Annotated in this window: 15 protein-coding genes and 1 pseudogene; 14 read left to right on the forward strand and 2 right to left on the reverse strand. The window is 39.3% G+C overall.

What is annotated here, in order from left to right:
• Positions 1-23: 23 nt before the first annotated feature.
• From AC2TF5_RS11960 to AC2TF5_RS11970, 3 genes are all read left to right on the forward strand, one after another.
• Positions 24-617, forward strand: coding sequence for an RNA polymerase sigma factor (locus tag AC2TF5_RS11960; protein ID WP_491302357.1), 594 nt, complete (start codon positions 24-26; stop codon positions 615-617).
• Positions 583-1,773, forward strand: coding sequence for a DUF4179 domain-containing protein (locus AC2TF5_RS11965; protein ID WP_491302358.1), 1,191 nt, complete (start codon positions 583-585; stop codon positions 1,771-1,773). Before AC2TF5_RS11960 ends, AC2TF5_RS11965 begins: the two co-directional genes overlap by 35 nt.
• A 177-nt stretch (positions 1,774-1,950) precedes the next feature.
• Entirely contained in the window at positions 1,951-2,838 is an 888-nt protein-coding gene (locus tag AC2TF5_RS11970; protein ID WP_491302359.1) for a DUF5643 domain-containing protein, read from the forward strand.
• Here the strand turns inward: AC2TF5_RS11970 and AC2TF5_RS11975 are convergent.
• Positions 2,825-2,980: a hypothetical protein gene (locus tag AC2TF5_RS11975; protein ID WP_491302360.1), complete on the reverse strand. Its 156-nt coding sequence runs from the start codon at positions 2,978-2,980 to the stop codon at positions 2,825-2,827. The genes AC2TF5_RS11970 and AC2TF5_RS11975 overlap by 14 nt on opposite strands.
• An 82-nt stretch (positions 2,981-3,062) precedes the next feature.
• Between AC2TF5_RS11975 and AC2TF5_RS11980 the strand changes: the two are divergent.
• Positions 3,063-3,380 (forward strand): annotated as a pseudogene (locus AC2TF5_RS11980) (RNA polymerase sigma factor); the annotation flags it as partial.
• A gap of 39 nt (positions 3,381-3,419) precedes the next feature.
• On the forward strand, positions 3,420-4,526 hold the full coding sequence (locus AC2TF5_RS11985) for a DUF4179 domain-containing protein (RefSeq protein ID WP_491302361.1): 1,107 nt from the start codon (positions 3,420-3,422) through the stop codon (positions 4,524-4,526).
• A 275-nt stretch (positions 4,527-4,801) separates the two neighbouring features.
• Here the strand turns inward: AC2TF5_RS11985 and AC2TF5_RS11990 are convergent, their stop codons facing one another.
• On the reverse strand, positions 4,802-5,353 hold the full coding sequence (locus AC2TF5_RS11990) for an NADPH-dependent FMN reductase (RefSeq protein WP_491302362.1): 552 nt from the start codon (positions 5,351-5,353) through the stop codon (positions 4,802-4,804).
• A gap of 202 nt (positions 5,354-5,555) precedes the next feature.
• Here AC2TF5_RS11990 and AC2TF5_RS11995 point away from each other — a divergent pair, with 202 nt between their 5' ends.
• From AC2TF5_RS11995 to murG, 9 genes are all read left to right on the forward strand, one after another.
• Positions 5,556-6,728, forward strand: a complete 1,173-nt coding sequence (locus tag AC2TF5_RS11995; RefSeq protein ID WP_491302363.1) for a GNAT family N-acetyltransferase — start codon at positions 5,556-5,558, stop codon at positions 6,726-6,728.
• A 386-nt stretch (positions 6,729-7,114) separates the two neighbouring features.
• On the forward strand, positions 7,115-8,296 hold the full coding sequence (locus AC2TF5_RS12000; protein ID WP_491302364.1) for an alanyl-tRNA editing protein: 1,182 nt from the start codon (positions 7,115-7,117) through the stop codon (positions 8,294-8,296).
• 290 nt (positions 8,297-8,586) lie between these two features.
• The gene (locus tag AC2TF5_RS12005) at positions 8,587-11,865 is read left to right on the forward strand and encodes an ATP-binding protein (RefSeq protein WP_491302365.1); all 3,279 of its coding nucleotides are present in this window, start codon (positions 8,587-8,589) and stop codon (positions 11,863-11,865) included.
• Between the two features lie 2 nt (positions 11,866-11,867).
• Positions 11,868-12,569 (forward strand): response regulator transcription factor, encoded by a 702-nt coding sequence (locus AC2TF5_RS12010; protein WP_491302366.1) that lies wholly within the window; start codon positions 11,868-11,870, stop codon positions 12,567-12,569.
• Positions 12,570-12,752: 183 nt separating this feature from the next.
• The gene (locus tag AC2TF5_RS12015; RefSeq protein WP_491302367.1) at positions 12,753-14,471 is read left to right on the forward strand and encodes a methyl-accepting chemotaxis protein; all 1,719 of its coding nucleotides are present in this window, start codon (positions 12,753-12,755) and stop codon (positions 14,469-14,471) included.
• A 45-nt stretch (positions 14,472-14,516) separates the two neighbouring features.
• Positions 14,517-14,969: a chemotaxis protein CheW gene (locus AC2TF5_RS12020; RefSeq protein ID WP_491302368.1), complete on the forward strand. Its 453-nt coding sequence runs from the start codon at positions 14,517-14,519 to the stop codon at positions 14,967-14,969.
• Between the two features lie 234 nt (positions 14,970-15,203).
• Positions 15,204-16,391 carry a multidrug effflux MFS transporter gene (locus AC2TF5_RS12025; RefSeq protein WP_491302369.1) on the forward strand — a complete coding sequence of 396 codons (1,188 nt, stop codon included), beginning with the start codon at positions 15,204-15,206 and terminating at the stop codon, positions 16,389-16,391.
• A 207-nt stretch (positions 16,392-16,598) separates the two neighbouring features.
• Complete coding sequence (locus AC2TF5_RS12030) at positions 16,599-17,417, forward strand: methyltransferase domain-containing protein (protein WP_491302370.1); 819 nt, start codon at positions 16,599-16,601, stop codon at positions 17,415-17,417.
• Between the two features lie 98 nt (positions 17,418-17,515).
• On the forward strand, positions 17,516-18,586 hold the full coding sequence (gene murG, locus AC2TF5_RS12035; protein ID WP_491302371.1) for an undecaprenyldiphospho-muramoylpentapeptide beta-N-acetylglucosaminyltransferase: 1,071 nt from the start codon (positions 17,516-17,518) through the stop codon (positions 18,584-18,586).
• The last annotated feature ends 97 nt before the right edge of the window (positions 18,587-18,683 follow it).

The following is an 18,683-nucleotide window of genomic DNA, read 5'->3' on the forward strand; positions in this document are numbered from 1 at the left end:
TAAAGAAGAGAGGAGGTGAGCTTTTGCAGTCAACCATCCCCGGGACAATAGATGAAAAAAGAAATGCAATTGAAGAAGCTGTAGAACAGGTCAAAGCAGGAGACAAACAGGCATTCAGAGAGATTATTATCCAATTTGAACGGCAAATGTATACTTACTGCTACTATATTCTGAAAAATCATGCGGAGACAGAAGATGCTGTACAGGAAATCTTTATCCGTGCCTACGAAAATATTCATCAGTACAGCAGACAAGTATCCTTCTCTGCCTGGCTATATAAGTTGGCCTATCATCATTTAATCAATATGAAGAAAAAGCAGAGTCGTTGGCTCAAGTTGGTCGAACATTACAAAGAGCAGCAGCCTGTGCTGCAAATCTCTCAACACGAGTCAGTAGTTAGTGAACTCTTGACTAATCTTACCGCGGAAGAGCGTCATATTTTACTCCTTAAGGCGGTAGAACAGTACACCTTTGATGAGATAAGCGAGATCATGGGCATCAAGTCCGCCACATTACGGAAGAGATATGAACGATTGCGTCGAAAACTGATGGATTGCACAAGCCAGAAAGGAGAGGTGATACATGGGAAATTTGTCGAAACAAACGGAATTCGCTGATATGGATGCCATTGAACAAATGATTCGTGAATCGTCATTATCGAAGAACAGTATGAGTTATCAAATTATGAATAAGATTGGGGAGAGTCCATTGTCAAGAACATCTTCTAGACGAAAGCCTAATTTAATTAAAAGAACCGTGTTGGTGGCATCTGCCGCAGCAGTACTCGGTGCAGGTGTGATTGGCACAGGATTTGTATCGCCGGTAATGGCGGATGCTTTGAAGAAGATTCCAATGTTTGGAACACTCTTTGAAGGAACCAGTGAAAAATCTGTGCAAGCTGCCATAGAGCAAGGAATCGTATCTGAACCTAATCAGAGTGTAACTTATGATGGAATCACGTTGACGGTAGCCAATTTGCTATATGATGGAACCCGCTTGTCCTTCATTTTGGATCGTGAAGGGGTAGATTTGCCGAATACGTCTTCTCCATATATTGATGAAGATTCCAAGATTATTGGAAATCCTGATAACGAGTATATCAAATCCAGAAAGATTCCTGAAAAAGATCAGAAGAAAGGATATATTAAGATGCCAACCATTCTTGCGAATGGACAAAAAGTGGATTTCAGCGAAGGTAGTTTTGGGGATTATCCAAAGAAGGGAAATGCTTATATCGTTGAATTGACCAAGGATCTGAAATTGCCTGACCAATTCGAGCTAACCATACAGGCGAATGTCACAGGGGTAAACAGAACCTTTGAGTTCAAAATTCCAGTAAATATAAATAATAAAGCGCTCGTTCTGAAGCCGGAGGCCTCCAAATCTGACGGACAATTCAGTTATACCGTCAAGCAGCTGGACCTTTCACCAGTATCTACACGTCTCGTTCTGGATAGTAAGGGTCAGGTTCCAAACTCTCCAGAGCAAAGAGGCGATTACAGCGCCAGCATGGTATATTATGAGATTGTGGATGACCAAGGAAATGTCCTGAACCCAAGTAGATTTGAGTATTTCAACAGCAAACCAAAAACAGAATATCACATTGATCAACTGTTCAGTCCGTTTAATGAAACACCTAAAACCATTACGATCAAGCCGTTTACCCTTACTGTGAACACCAAGGATTGGAGTGTTGTCGGCGAAGGGAAGAACAGTCAAGGTGATAGAACATATCTGAAAGATCTGGAATTGACCATTCCAGTTAAACAATAATCAAGAAAAGTGATGATACATCAGCTTTATCATCTTGTGCATGTTGTAAACGTAGCGATCGGCTCGTCTGAATAACCATTCGGACGAGCCGATTCACCCTAAGTATGAATACCTTTTTGAAAACCGGCCTTTTTCAAAGAAGGTATAGCAGACAATAATAGAATAGGAGCGAGACCATTGATCTCTACTAAATCAAATTACATTAGAAATAAAATCGCTTTAACTGCATTGATAGTAGCATTGGGAATGACTGTCATAGGCAGTGAATTTCCTACTTACGTTAGTGCCGACACTTCCAAACAGGCGGCTGCTGCCAGTTACACCGCCGCAGCGATGAAGGGGATTAAACATAGCGGCGTGACGTTTAGCTTACCCAAAGTTATGTATGACGGAAATCGTCTAGACATTACTGTTCGACAAGAGGGGGGGACGATGGATCCGTTGAATTTCCCAGTATTGTCTGTTGACGGGAAAGAAATGATGTTTTCTACCAGTATAATTACTAGTGAGGGAAACAACACAGCTTTGATCTCCTACTCCATAAATGGCAAACAGAAGCTCCCGGATAATTTCAATATGACTTTGAAGTTGCACGCTAAAAACGTTACGGAACCGTTTATCTTTAACGTCCCAGTGAAAAAGCTTGATAGTCTCGTAACATTGAAGCCGGGTACCACTAAAAAAAGTGGGGATTTTAGCTATACCGTGGACTATTTCGAGATGACGCCGTTAATGATGAAACTCAAGGTGAACAGCCAAGGCAAAGTTCCGGCAGTAGCCAAATCGAAGGGGCTCTCGAGCAAGATGTTTTATGACATTGTAGATGAAAAAGGAAATATAAAAGAGGTAACCGTTAGCGATATCGACGTAAAGTCAAAGTCTGGATCAAACAGTAAAGAAGACCTGAGCTATGCTTCCTCGTTCAAAGCAGTGCCGAAAACAATCACGATTAAGCCGTTTACATATACCATAGACACTAAAGGTGAAATTATGAAAGACAGTAGTGGCAGAAAGTGGGCCAAGACGTATTACAAGAACTTGGAAATGAAGATTACAATGAAGTAACAATCGATCGATGAGGGGAATTCACGCTGATGCCAGCGCGGATTCCTTTTTTTGTTCGGGAAGAAAGCCATATTTCACTCATTTTGCCGTGGAATATCTTAATGCTGCCATACTTACCGCCGAAGTTAAGATAATCTAACAAGTATTCCCCCTAATAATAAGATGGTGTCACAAAATCGGTGTTCGGGATTGTTATATAGGTAAAGAAGAGAGGAGGTGCGCTCTTGCAGTCACCCATCCCCGGGGAAGTGGAAGGAAAAAGATATGCAATTGAAGCGGTTATAGAACAGATCAAAGCAGGAGACAAACAGGCATACAGAGTGATCATTATCCAGTTTGAACGACAAATGTATACTTACTGCTACTATATTCTGAAAAATCATGCTGAGACACAAGATGCTGTACAGGAAATCTTTATCCGCACCTATGAAAATATTGTTCAGTATAGCAGACAAGTATCCTTCTCTGCCTGGCTGTATAAAATTGCCTACCATCATTTGATCCATATGAAGAAAAAGCAGAGCCGCCAGCTCAAGACAGTATGAGTTATCAAATTATGATTAAGATTGGGGAGAGTCCAAATGACAAGAACAACATCCAAAAGAAAGCCTAATTTAATTAAAAGAACCATCATGGTGGCATCTGCCACAGCAGTTCTCGGCGCAGCAGTGATTGGCACAGGATTTATATCGCCAGCAATGGCGGATAGCTTGAAGAAAGTTCCAATGTTTGGCACGCTCTATGAGGGAACTAGTGAAAAAACTGTGCAAGCTGCCATTCAACAAGGAATTGTATCTGAGCCTAACTTGAGTGTAACTCATGATGGAATCACGCTGACGGTTGCTGATTTACTGTATGACGGAGACAGTTTATCCTTCATTCTGGATCGTGAAGGGGTAGATTTGCCGAATACTGCATCTCCATATATTAGTGAAGATGCGGAGATAATCTCATCTCCTGAATATATCAAATCCAGGCAGGTTCCTGAAAAGGATCAGAAGAAAGGATATATTAAGACGCCAACCATTCTTGCGAATGGACAAAAAGTGGATTTCAGCGAAGGTATGTTTGGGGATTATCCAGAGAAGGATAATGCTTATAGCGTTAAATTGACAAAGGGCCTGAACTTGCCTGACCAATTCGAGCTAACGATACAGGCGAATGTCACAGGGGTAAAGGGAACCTTTGAGTTCAAAATTCCAGTAAATATAGATAATAAAGCGCTCGAAAAATCTGTGCAAGCTGCCATTAAACAAGGAGTCGTATCTGAGCCTAACTTGAGTGCAACTCATGATGGAATCACGCTGACGGTAGCTGATTTACTGTATGACGGAGACCGTTTATCCTTCATTTTGGATCGTGAAGGGGTAGATTTGCCGAATACTGCATCTCCATATATTAGTGAAGATGCGGAGATAATCTCATCTCCTGAATATATCAAATCCAGGCAGGTTCCTGAAAAGGATCAGAAGAAAGGATATATTAAGACGCCAACCATTCTTGCGAATGGACAAAAAGTGGATTTCAGCGAAGGTATGTTTGGGGATTATCCAGAGAAGGATAATGCTTATATCGTTAAATTGACAAAGGGCCTGAACTTGCCTGACCAATTCGAGTTAACGATACAGGCGAATGTCACAGGGGTAAAGGGAACCTTTGAGTTCAAAATTCCAGTAAAATCACATTGATCAACTGTTCAGTCCGTTTAATGAAACACCTAAAACCATTACGATCAAGCCATTTACCTTGACTGTAAACCAGAAGGATTGAAGTGTGGTTGGACAAGGAAAGAACAGTGTTGGTGATAAAACGTATCTGAAGGATCTGGGGCTGACTATTCCAGTTAAATAATAACTAGCAAAAAAGCAAAAGAGAGACCCGCACAAGTTGCCGGTCTCTCTTTTGAATACAGATTACAATTTCCTATATTACGGATCGAAAGGTTTACCTAACTATCATTGTATTAACGCAAAGTTTTCAGTGCTCCGCTCCATGCAAGCACTTGGTCAAGCATACCATTAACATTTACGAGATGCAGATCAGCTGGCTTGAAAACAGCTTCAGGTGCAAATGCATTTTCAAAATCAGTGAATATGGAGAGGGCTGGGTGTACACGAACATCCGCTACAGACAATTCTCCCAAAATTCCACGCAAATGCTCTGCTGCCCGTGCACCACCAACAGAACCATAGCTTACAATACCTGCTGCTTTATTGTTCCATCCTTCACGAGCATAATCCAGAGCATTTTTTAATGATGCTGTAATACTGTGGTTATACTCTTGTACGATAAATATAAAGCCGTCCAGACTTGAAAGTTTGGTATTCCAGGCAGTTGCTTGTTCTGTAGCATCGGCTTCTCCTAAAAGTGGAAGTTTAAAATCTGCGATATCTACGATTTCATAATTAGCATCCCCACGTTGATCTGCGACACTCTTTACCCATTCTCCAACTTGTGGACTTAAACGACCTTGACGCGTGCTTCCCAAAATGATTCCGATATTCAACTTTGACATTGTTTTTCCCTCCTGATTCTTTTCACATGAATTTATGTTCTGACTTCGTTTTTTTGTATGAGCTAATAATAAACTTTGTAAGTATACATTGTCAAGTAACTTACAAAAAGTTTGTTCGACGAATATATATATGACAGAGGAATTATGATAGAGTATTCCTATAACAGGGGTTTACAAAAACAATGATTAAAGAGGTGGAAATATGGAACTTAGGCAGCTAAGGCAGAATGAATTTGAAGCAAGCGTGAAATTATCTGAGTATGCCTTTCAATATACACAAACTCCAGAGGAAAAAGAATCCAGCAAGCAGCTTTTCAAGCCCGAACAATTCTGGGGGATCTTTGATGGAGAAGAACTGCAAGCAAAACTGACAATAATACCTTTTCAAATCTATCTGCAAGGAAGGGTTGTAGATATGGGCGGTATTGCAGGGGTGGCTACTTGGCCGGAGAACCGAAGAAAGGGACATGTATCCACACTCCTTAAGCATGCGCTTCAAGAAATGAAAAACCAGGGCCAGACCATTTCCTTTTTACATCCATTTTCAATTCCGTTCTACCGTAAATTCGGATGGGAGCTCTATACAGAGTATAAAAGATATACGATCCCTGTACAGAAATTTCCGTCTAAAATAGATGTCCCAGGAAAAATTGTGAGAGGCGTAACCGATTTCTCCGTTCTCAATTCATTATACCAATCATTTGTAAATCGATATAATGGAACCTTGGTGCGCGATGAAGCTTGGTGGAAAAAGTCGGTGCTGCAGGAATCTGTACATAGCGCTGTTTATTTTTCAGCTGATGGTGAACCGCAAGGTTATGTTTTATATGAGTTAAACGATAAAGAGATCGAGTGTGATGAATTCATTTATTTGAATGAAGAAGCACGAAGTGCGCTGTGGACGTTCTTTTCAAACCATGATTCCCGTATTGAACAAGTAAAGATGATGATGGTGCCAGGTGACGATCAGCTGCCATACATGCTACCCGAACCCCGTATAACTCAGGAACTAGTCCCTTATTTCATGGCGCGTATTGTAGATTTGAAATCATTTATAGAACAATACTCGTTCGAGGCGAATAGAGAGGCTGAGCTATCGATTTCAGTCAAGGATTCAGCGGCTACGTGGAATAACGGCTCGTGGAAACTGTCAGTAAACAAGGATGGAAGAGCAGATGTCATTCAACTGTCTTCAAATGATGACAATCAAACCGATATATCTACAGATATTCAGACGCTTTCTGCACTCTTAATGGGTTATAAGCGCCCTCGAGAGTTACACCAGATGAATCGTCTAAACGGTAATCCATTGAAAGTAGCGCAGCTCGAGTCCATGGTCCCTGTGGGGCAGACCTTCCTTATGGATCATTTTTAAATGAAAGCTAACCATCGTTGATGTTTCAACCATAACGAATATATTGCATAGCCGAGCAGATCCAGGATTTTTCCTGATATTTGCTCGGTTTTTTCATGCATTGCGTAGGAAGTGAAAATATCAACATATGAAAAATTCACAATAGTAATTAAAACAGAGTCATCTCTCCTTTGATCATGCCACAAAAGCAAAATAAATCCGAACTTAATTACTAATCTTGTATAAAAGGAATCACATATGTAAAAATTTGCATATCTTCCTGTTGGAAATGTACCTCAAATGAAAAGACTTTTAAAAGTTACAAGAGATGCTACGTCTTTTTTTGACTGTATAATCAAACAACTATATATTTAAAATAATGTACGAGATTAGAGAGGAAAATTGTCATGACTAAAAAACTATATTACGATTCTGCTTATCTGGCCCAATGGGAAACAAGCATTTTAGAAACGGTGGAGAAAGATGACGGCTATTATGTCATTTTGGAAGAGACGGCTTTTTATCCGCATGGGGGTGGGCAACCATGTGATGTAGGATATATCCAAGGAATTCCTGTGCTAGATGTCTTGAGTGAAGCGGACCAAATATTACACAAGCTTGAGCGTATTCCTGAAGAAAGCAAAGTAAGCTGTTCCATCGATTGGAATCGAAGATTTGACCATATGCAGCAGCATAGCGGACAGCATTTGCTCTCGGCGGTTTGTCTGGACTTGTATCAAGCCATGACCTTAAGTTTTCATTTAGGAACCGATTACTGCACGATTGACGTGGAAGCTTCTGAGCTGAGTACAAGTCAGCTTGAATCCATTGAGCGCGAGGTCAACCAGCAAATCTATTCGAACCATAACATTCTGAGCTATTTCGTTTCTGGGGAAGAGGCCAATCAACTGAATCTTGTAAAGCAGCCAAAGGTGACGGAGAATATTCGAATTGTTGAAATCAAGGAAGTTGAATACAACGCATGCGGAGGGACACATGTCTCTTCAACCGGCGAAATTGGAATGATCAAGCTACTCAAAGCGGAGAAACAAAAGGGGAACATTCGGATCTATTTTAAATGCGGATACCGAGCCTTAGAGGAGTTTAATGATAGCCAACGGATATTGGGTGCCTTGTCTACCAAATTCAAAACCGGCAAAGATGAAATCTTAGACCGAATTGAAAAATGGGAGAAGGAGCAAAAACAGCTTCAAGCCGAGCTGTCCATTCTTAAAGATAAAAATGATGAGTATGTTGCGCAAGAATTGTTATCTAACCATGGAAGCACTCTAATCGCACATATATTTGAAGACAAAAGTCTTAAAGATCTACAAAACTTGGCGGCCAAAATCACCTCGCAAAGTGATGTACCAGTACTGCTGGCTACTAAAGCCGAGAATAAAGTTGTTCTATCACGGAATAGCAATTCCGGACATTCCTGCGGTGCATTCTTCAAAGCACATCTGGGGAATTACAGCGGAAAAGGCGGGGGCAGCAATAATCTTGCACAGGCGGGATTCCCAACTTGGGAGGATGCGTATGCTTTTTATGAATTCGCAGCCCATGCTCTCAAGACTCCTATCGATTAAACAAAAACCGATTGTGCTAAGTTGCGAATCTATAAGATTAAGAACCCGATCCAATTGGATCGGGTTCTTTGTGATCGATTTATTAATATTATATTTAATAATTTAAGAAAAATTTAATATTTCATGAATATGTTTTATAACATCTTAGTTTTATATTAATTCATATAAGCACGATGAATTTATTATTGATTTATATCGTAGTTTTTTCCAGTGAAACTCAATATATTAACGGTTGCATATATGCTATTCTTTTTAGACAAATTGAATCCATACTGCAGGTGAGAACAATCATGATTCGGGATTTAATGCTTAGCTTCTGTTTATTGACGATTTTCACATTTTTTTTCGAGCATTTTATGATGAAAGTCAACATGAATTTAAAAATTATAACATGGTATGTATGGAAGGTAGGGCTCTATCAAGGAATTGTGGGTGTCCTGTTAATGTACTTCGGGCACCATTTCGATAATTATTTTTTAGCGGATTTAAGAACGATTCCAATTTTGATCTCGTCCTACATCGGAGGTCCCTTCTCAGCAGTGATCACGATGTTAGTGATCCTCATATTTCAGTTATCCTACGTCTCTTCAATAGATATTATGATTCAAGGGACAATCATCATGTCACTCCTATTGATCATTAGCAACACATCTGTTCGATTTATTAAGCATTACTGGATGCAGTGGTTAATATCCGTTACATGCTCCAATTTCGTTATTCTTACTATTTATTATTACATGGAAAATCCTCCTTTAATATCTGTTCAATTACAATACTTTCTCGCTTATCAGGCATTCGGCTTATTTATCGCTGCGAAGTTGTATTACATGAGCAATGCTCAAAAATTAAAGCATCAATTTGATGTTTTACAAAGCGATTTATTAGAAATTCTTCACCTTCAACCCGGATTAATTTATAAATTAACGAAAGAAAATGGGAAGATTATATATAAAATTGGAGGGGGGGCTCTTTTTGAAGAGTTAGGATTATGTAATGAAGATATTGTAGGAAAATCCATTGACAATATTTCTGTATTTCCTGATGAACTAAGCAGTTTCTTACAATGTCAAAATGAAAGGGCTTGGCGTGGCGAGCAACTATCATTTGAAACATGCTTTGCGAAGCGCACTCTTTTAGTTACATTAAAACCGATTTATTGCAACAACAATGTTGTCTCTGTCATTGGTTCAGCGATTGATATTACAGAACGTAAACAATCAGAGAGGCAGCTCGTGGAAAGCGAAGAATTATATCGTTCTCTTGTTGAAAGCTCGCAAGATTTTATTGTGCACTTTGATGTTGATGGGCGTGTGACATCAGTGAATAAAAAAGTACTAGAGACCTTCCGAACACAGCCAGAAAAGGTTATAGGGGAATTCATTACCGATCATCTACCTCCAGGAGAACATATTGAGTCGTGGTTGTATTATTTTAACCAGGTCATTTCTGGAAGGGAAATGGAAAGTTTTGAATACAGTTTCAAGTTCAATAACATAGAATTTGATTATCATGTCACACTGTCTCCATTCTTTGATATCAATCAAGTGATCATAGGGATTATGTGCACCGCTCATGATATCAAGAATCTTAAGATGAGTAGAGAAGCTGATGAGGCCAATAAGGCCAAGAGTGAGTTCGTCGCTCGAATGAGTCATGAAATTCGTACACCATTAAGTGGAATCATTGGATTAACAGAGTTGTTAATGAGGCAGGAGATGTCACCTGTACAGAAAGATTATTTAGATAAGATTCTCTCATCTTCTAAAACATTACTTCGGATTGTTAATGATGTTCTCGATTTCTCAAAAATCGAGGCTGGCAAAATTGAACTTCAGAAGGTACAGTTCAATTTACATCATTTGATGCAGGAATTATCCGATATCTTAACCGTTCTCGTAGGAGAGAAGCGATTGAAATTTATTATTGATACGTCAGCGGATATCCCGGAAACGCTTTATGGCGATTCTTTGCGTATTGAGCAAATTTTAATTAACATGATTAACAATTCTATAAAATTTACAGACAGCGGATATATCTATGTCAAAGCGGAACTGCTTAGCTATGAAGATGACATGTTCTACTTAGAGTTTTCTGTTAAAGATACGGGGATTGGACTCACAAGTGATCAGATGAGTCATCTGTTCGAACCATTTACTCAAGTTGGACATTTTTCAAAACATAAATATGGAGGAACGGGTTTAGGGTTATCTATTTGTAAGTATTTCATTGAGTTGATGGGGGGGACCATTACGGTTAATAGTCAGCCTGGGTATGGAAGTAAGTTTTCATTTACACTCCCGTTTGACCATGTGCCACTGAATGCCCAGATAAGGAGGGAAGATCCAATCGAATTCTCTCGGATGAACGTACTCGTAATTGAAAGTAATGAGGTGGTCAGCAAAGGAATATGCTCCATGTTGGAATCTATGAATTTTCAAGTGATTTGCTGCGACAATTATATGAATGTTGATTTTTCAAGTATTCATTTAGAAGTGATACTGACAGATTTAAGTAAGGATACAATGAATGACCTTAATGATTGGTTGAATCTAAAGCGACGGACCTCTGCTATATCAGTTCGTCATGTCGTTATTTTAACTCCAATGGTTCGTGAAGAAATCATGAAACTCCCCAAGCATTTGCAGCCGGATGCAATAATTTTGATGCCGGTTAGTCGGATTGGACTGTATCGAACGATGAGATCCTTGTTCTGGCATAAATTCAAAGAGTCAACAGTGATTCAGAGGACCCAATTCAATGCCCTGAGAAATCGAAAAATGAATATCTTGCTCGCTGAAGATAATGCAATTAATCAGCTAGTTGTAACAGAGTTATTAAAATCCTACGGGTTCTCGGTAACCATAGCTAATCATGGCAACGAAGTTCTTAGATTACTAAATCGAGAACAATGGGATCTGCTCTTAATGGACATTCATATGCCAGAACTTGATGGAGTAGCAACAACGAAGAAAATTCGCGAAGATCACCGATTTGATCAATTGCTGATCATTGCCTTAACGGCTAATACGGTGAAGGAAGATCATGAGATGTACTACCGTATTGGAATGAATGGCGTATTAACGAAACCGCTTGAAGTCGATCAACTTTTTTCATTGATTAACCGACGGGATGCTTCAAAAGATGGTAGTGTGTACAAGAAACGTGAAGATCAAAACAATATCGAAATTGACTTACAAGGGATTGATATTCAAGCGATTCGACGAAGGGTCAATGGAAAAGAAAATATTTTGGTTCATATGTTCATCGTATTCTTGCGTGACTACCGTGATTTTACGAACCGATTACAGGAGACATTGTCTCGATTCGATCTCACAAATACCCGAAGAATGCTTCATACGCTGAAAGGCGTAGCTGCAAATATATCTGCAGATGGACTGCTTGCAGCAGCCAATCAGCTTGAAAGTATTCTAGATCAAGGCGGAGATATTAAAGCTAGCATGGAACATTTGGATTGGGAAATGCAAATGATAATTTCTTCGCTACAAAACTATATAGATATCGGATACGAAAGTAACATTATTCATGAAAATGATGGTGAGAGGGACTAACAATGAAAGTAATTCTAATTGAAGATGACGAAATCATTGGTGAAATGATCAAAATGTATTTGACAGATGAGGGGTACATCGTATTAAGAGTTGATTCAGGGGTTCAGGGATTAAGCATCATAAAAGAATTTAATCCGGATATCGTTATCATTGATTTTCTTCTGCCAGATCTAAACGGTACGGAAGTATGCAGGGAGGTTCGTAAAGATTCTTTTGTACCCATTATTATGATATCAATGAATACAGAAGTGCTGAATCGAGTAGAAGCTTTGATTGCCGGAGCGGACGATTATTTATGCAAGCCGTTCAGTATGAAGGAGCTTCTGGCGAGAATGTTTGCTCTTACGCGAAGAGCATACCAGGGATCTATCGAGCGAGGATCAGACGATAAAGACATTGGATCCCGTACAGAAGGAAAGAGCATTATCATTGAACATGAGTATCGAGCGATTAAAGTTCAGGAACGACGTGTAGAGACAACATTTTCAGAATTTGAAATTATGAATTTGCTCTATAATCATCCGGAACGCGTATTTACCCGAGAGGAACTGATTATTTATTTACGTGGAATAGATACGTTGGTCAATGAGCGTTCAATCGATGTACACGTGATGAAATTAAGGAATAAAATTGAGGAAGATCCCAAAAATCCGAAATATATTAAAACGGTCTGGGGAATAGGGTATAAATTTTCGCCAAATTAGATTTGTCTTTTGAGACCTTCTTTTAGAAGGTTTTTTTCTGTCTAGAAAGATAGAACTAAGAAAATAGCAAGAAATATAAGGAAAAAACATAAATATCAAACACTTATTTTAGAATTGTTTTAATAAACCTCGTTTATCATTTGATTATTAATTTGACTATTCAGTGAAAAAGGGGATTGTGCAGTGCGAATTTTACGCAACTTAAAAGTACGAACAAAACTGTTTCTGTTAATCGGATTTTTTACCGTTTCCATGGTAACGCTTTCAGTGATTGGATTTCTTTCTATGACCTCTATGGCTAAGAATGCGGATGCGATATATTTCAATCACATGGTACCTCAAGCTAACTTTATAAAGTATCGTGCTAATAATCGGGCCATGGAGACGATTGTTTTTCAATTGATGCAGAACACATCGAGGCAAGAAACGGAGGAATTAAAAGCTAAATTTGAGGAATTGTTAACCGAAAACTTGAAGTATCTAGATATGTTTCTCGAGTCTGGGATGTCGCAAGATGAAAAGAAGGTGGTAACCGATATTAACGCAGGGTATCCGGCCTATATTGAGTCAATGAGACAAGTAATCGCTTTGGGAGAACAGAATCGAAATGATGAAGCTTACGATTATTACAAATCGGTAGTAGAACAAGCTTATAATGTGATCTATCCGTTAGGTGTTCAGTTAGAGAATGATCTTATGAATAGTGCTGATGCAATTAACCGAACGAATGCAGACCGTGCCGAACAAAGCATTCAGCTTACAGTCTTCATTTCTATTGTAATGATTGCGATATGCTGTGGATTAGGGATATTGATCATTCGTATGATTGTAAAGCCAATTCAAAGCGTACAGAAATTAATGAAAGAAGCGGAGCGTGGGGATTTCACTGGTCAAGTAAACTATCGTTCCAAAGATGAACTAGGGCAATTAACCGATTCATTAAATAGTATGCTTCATATATTAAGAGGCTTGTTCGGTCAGATTGCAGAAACTTCACAGCAAGTAGCAGCGTTCTCGCTTGAACTTACGGCAAATGCTGAACAGACGAGCCTTGCTAGCGAGCATATTGCATCCAACGTTCAAGGAGTGGCAAGCGGAGCAGATCGGCAGGTCCAAGTGGTTGAGAAAACTGCAGAAACGCTGATACATATGGGAAATGGAATACAACATATTGCACGGAATGCGCAAGTTGTGTCCGAAACAGCTATACAGGCGTCGGATAAATCATTAGAAGGTAATCAAGCCATCACGACCGTCGTACATCAGATGAATTCGATCCATGGGGCTATTAACGAACTAGATCTTGTCATTCATGGATTGAAACAGCGATCCGAAGAAATTGGCGCAATTGTAGGGGCTATTACAGAGATTGCCGAACAGACCAATCTACTTGCTTTAAATGCGGCTATTGAAGCGGCTAGGGCTGGAGAACATGGCCAGGGGTTTGCTGTTGTCGCTAATCATGTTCGTAAGTTGTCCGAGCAATCGGCAATTTCTGCTAATAAAATTTCGGTACTCATTACCACCATCCAGTCAGAAACGGAAAAAGCAGTTCATTCAATGGAACGGGCTACAACTGAAGTATTTAGTGGCATGGATACCGTCAATTCAGCTGGTCAATCCTTTGAACAAATTCAGCAGTCTGTAAATGAGGTGGTCAGTCAAATTCAAGAAGTCTCATCAGAAGTTCAAAATTTAGCATCAGGGACAGATCACATGCTTCGTTCAGTAGAACACATTAATGAAGCTGCTCAAACTTCAGCCGTCGGGACGCAAAATATTTTGGCCGCAACAGAAGAGCAACTCGCATCCATGGAAGAAATATCGGCATCCTCATCTTCGTTATCCCAAATGGCGGAAGATTTACAAGACAAGGTTAATCAATTCAAAATTTACGGATAAGTGTAGAGCGAGTATTTTCTTATGACAGAAATGTGAGGTGCACCTATGAATTATTTAAGAGCAGTTATATTCAGTGTTGGGAATAGAGAATTCGGAATCGATATTAATCATGTCGTAGCTTATAAAAAGATGCCACCTGTATTGAATAATTCCAAAAACCTTGAATATATGAAGGGAAGCCCCACAAAATGTCAGATGATTGCGCCTATTATTGACCTACGCACCAATTTTCTAGGGAATGAGAACAGCTCAGATTCTAAGATGACCCGATTGCTTATTGTTGAACGGAATGATGACCTCGTAGGTATAATCGTTGATAGTGCAATGGATGTGATGGACATCTCAGAGGACACGATTCAACCTTTCGAAATGGATACAGATTTCGATTATTACATCGGTCTTTCGAAGCAGGGTGATCGAGAGATTATTATTCTTGATGTGCAGAATATGATGGAAAACCTCTATTTGTATATTTCACGCCAAAACGGATTCCATTAGAGATCATAAAGTTACATAGCAGCTGCGGGGTAGATACAGGGTTTTCGCCTGATATTTACTCCGTTTTTTCTTTTTGTCCCAAAACTTGCTATAATGCTTGATATATCTTCCCCCCTATAAAGAATAAAAGGTGAAAAACATGCTCTCATTTACTAGATTGATCAAATGCAAACCCCCTATCCCGTGATTTCTTCATCAGTTAACTGAGATTTTTGAATTATAGGGGGATTAGCTGTGGAAAGAAAAATCTCAACACCATCATTGTTATTATTAATTATCCTTGTGGGTTTCCCACAAATTAGCGAAACGATATATACACCTTCATTACCGGATATAGCTAGTAATCTAAATGCAAGTAGTAACATGATTCAACTGACACTCAGTATTTATTTTCTAGGTTTCGCCGTTGGCGTTTTTTGCTGGGGTAGGCTTTCGGATTCTATTGGGCGGCGTCCCGCATTGCTTTGGGGAATATTAGTTTATGGAGTAGGAAGTCTGGGGTGCTTCCTGTCTGATTCCGCCGAATGGTTATTAATAAGTCGATTCGTTCAGGCTTTTGGTGCAAGTACTGGTTCTGTCGTTACACAAACGATTCTGCGCGAGAGTATCGATGGAGCTAAGCGTCACGCTGTATTTGCTCAAATTTCTGCAGCTCTTGCTTTTACGCCGGCAATTGGGCCACTCATTGGAGGATGGGTAGATCAATGGCTTGGTTTCCGGGCTGTTTTCTTCACTCTTATTGTGATGAGCGTTGCTATTTTTACGTATACGTTCGTTTCTCTGCCTGAAACAAGAGTGCCCACAACCTCAAGAATTAACACACTTTCTGTGGCCAAGCGTCTGGTTTCAGACCGAAGAGTATGGGGATTTGGTTTTCTTATCGGAGCAACCAATGGTATACTGTTTAGCTACTATGCCGAAGCTCCATTTATTTTTATTGAATTTTTTGATATGAGTCCTGGAATGTTTGGTTTTTTTGGTATTTTTGTGGCATTGTCATCCATACTAGGGGCGATGCTTTCGAAGAAAATGCTAACCAGATATCCAGCAGAAAAAATTATCCTTTTCGGCTCTATGGTTACGACAGTGGGGGCCGTATGTCTCACGGGCCTTGCTCTTTATGGAATTAGTCCTTCCATTATATTTTTGGCTATTATGGTAGCTTGTATCTTTACCCTGCTGTTGGGGATTGGTATGGCCATTCCGAATTGTCTGAGTTTAGCACTTGTTCATTATAGTGATGTACTTGGTACAGCAGGTGCGATTTTTGGATTAGGTTACTACATTGTTGTCAGCCTTATTACGAGTGGCATGAGTTATCTTCACAATGGATCATTAGCAACGATGCCTTTGTATTTTCTCGTACTGGCGTTTATCATGGTACTTGTAAGCAGGAAGATTGTTCGACATGAAACAAGGTAACCTACTTTCATGAAAAAGATCATAGGTTATGAATGCAAGTAATCACATCAGCATCGAGAAGCCGATTTTCTGTTATAGAAAATCGGCTTCTTTTTTAGATGCTAAATGTTCCGAATAAGCAAATTATATTACTAAATAGTTATCAGCTACTCCGACAAAAGTATATAATATGGGAGAGATTTCTAAATTTTCAAAGGAGGGATAATCGTGCAATATAATTCAACGTATAATATCCACAATGCAAATCTGGGTTTACAAACAGAGATTGAGAGGCTAAAAGTACAGGCTTTAATGGGTTGGGATAAAGAGTTTCGTAACTTAAAGTGGTATGGTTTGGAGAATGGAATGAGCGTAGTTGAACTGGGTAGCGGTCCAGGATTTATTACGCAACAACTAGTAAATAGCTTACCCGACAGTCTGATCACGGCGCTAGAGATTGATAAGACGTTATTAGATAAAGCCCAAAACATGTTAAATCACATTCCCGAAGATCGGCTACGCTTTGTTCAATCATCAATTTATGATACTAGATTGCCTGATGAATCGTTTGATTTTGCAATTGCACGGTTACTTTTTTTACATTTACATGATCCAATGGAAGCTGCGCAAGAGATATTTCGTGTGTTAAAACCCGGAGGTAAACTTGTAATCATTGACATTGACGATGGAATATTTGGTGCTGTTAATCCGGATGTTCAAGTACTACCGTCCGTTCTAAAGAAATTAGCAGATCATCAGGCTGCAAAAGGGGGCAACCGATATATTGGCAGGAGCTTACCACGTCTCTTAACGAATGCGGGCTATGTAGATGTCGATATCGATGCTGTAATTCAACATAGTGATATACATGGTATTGAAGGGTTTAAACGACAGTTTGATATTAACCGCTTTGTGGGATTTTTTAATAATGGTCTTATAAATCAAGAGGAATTCGACCAATTGAAGTCAGCATCTGAGAAAATATCCAATTCTCCAGATGCATATGCAATGATGACTTTTGTAATGGCTCATGGCAAAAAGCCTTAGAGATAGTATCGAGGAAAATGCTCATTTCCCTTAATACCGTACTACATCGAATGTACATCGAGTATACTCTAACCAATACAAACATTTCGGGTGAATAGATGAAAAGAATAATTTTTACTGGTGGCGGGTCTGCAGGACATGTTACAGTGAACCTCGCGTTAATACCAAAATTTATTGAGGCAGGCTGGTCAACTGGATATATCGGATCTAACAATGGCATAGAGAGGGAATTAGTCACTCCTATTTCAAGCGTTAGCTATTATTCAATCTCAACAGGAAAGTTGAGAAGGTATCTGGATTTCCAAAACATAAAAGATCCATTCAAAGTTGTAAGAGGTGTCTTTCAAGCTTTTCGGATCATAAAAAGTCAAAAACCAGACATTGTGTTTTCTAAGGGTGGATTTGTTTCTGTACCTGTTGTCATTGGAGCATGGCTAAACAAAATACCGGTGATCATTCATGAGTCGGATCTTACTCCTGGATTAGCCAATAAACTTGCCATACCATTTGCTAGTGTAATATGTACTACCTTTCCGGAAACAGCAGATTCATTAGGCAAAAATAAATGTCACTATGTAGGTCCGGTACTTAGGGAAAAATTAAAACAGGGAAATGCGGAACGAGGACGATTGTTCACTGGATTTACGAGATACAGTAAGCCGATCATTTTAATCATGGGAGGGAGTCTTGGAGCACGAAGGATTAACCAAGTTGTTCGAGATTCTTTATCCAAATTAACTGAACATTTTCAGATCGTTCATTTGTGTGGGAAAGGGCAGTTGGATTCCTCACTAACAAATTCAGATTACCGCCAATACGAATACATAAACGAAGAATTACCAGACCTATTGGCCATGTGCGATTTTGTGATTTCTCGAGCAGGGTCCAATTCGATCTTTGAATTTTTATACTTTAAGAAACCGATGATTCTGATACCACTCACCAAAGAACAGAGTAGAGGGGATCAGCTTCTTAATGCGGCTTCTTTTGAACGAAACGGTTATTGTAAAGTTTTGTACGAGGAGCATCTCTCCACGGAAACATTGCTTGATTATATTGATGAAATATCTCAAAACAAGGAAGTATTCATTCGCAACATGAGCCAGTTTGAGCCTAAAGATGCACTATCGATTGTCTATAATTTACTTATCGAAACAGCCAAAAAATGATCTATAAATCACGTTAAGACAAAACATACAGTGAGCGTATATATCGGAGAATAGTCGTTTACAAAAAAGGGAATGATTTGTTATCATATTGCAATTG

This window comes from Paenibacillus sp. JNUCC 34, assembly GCF_058269055.1.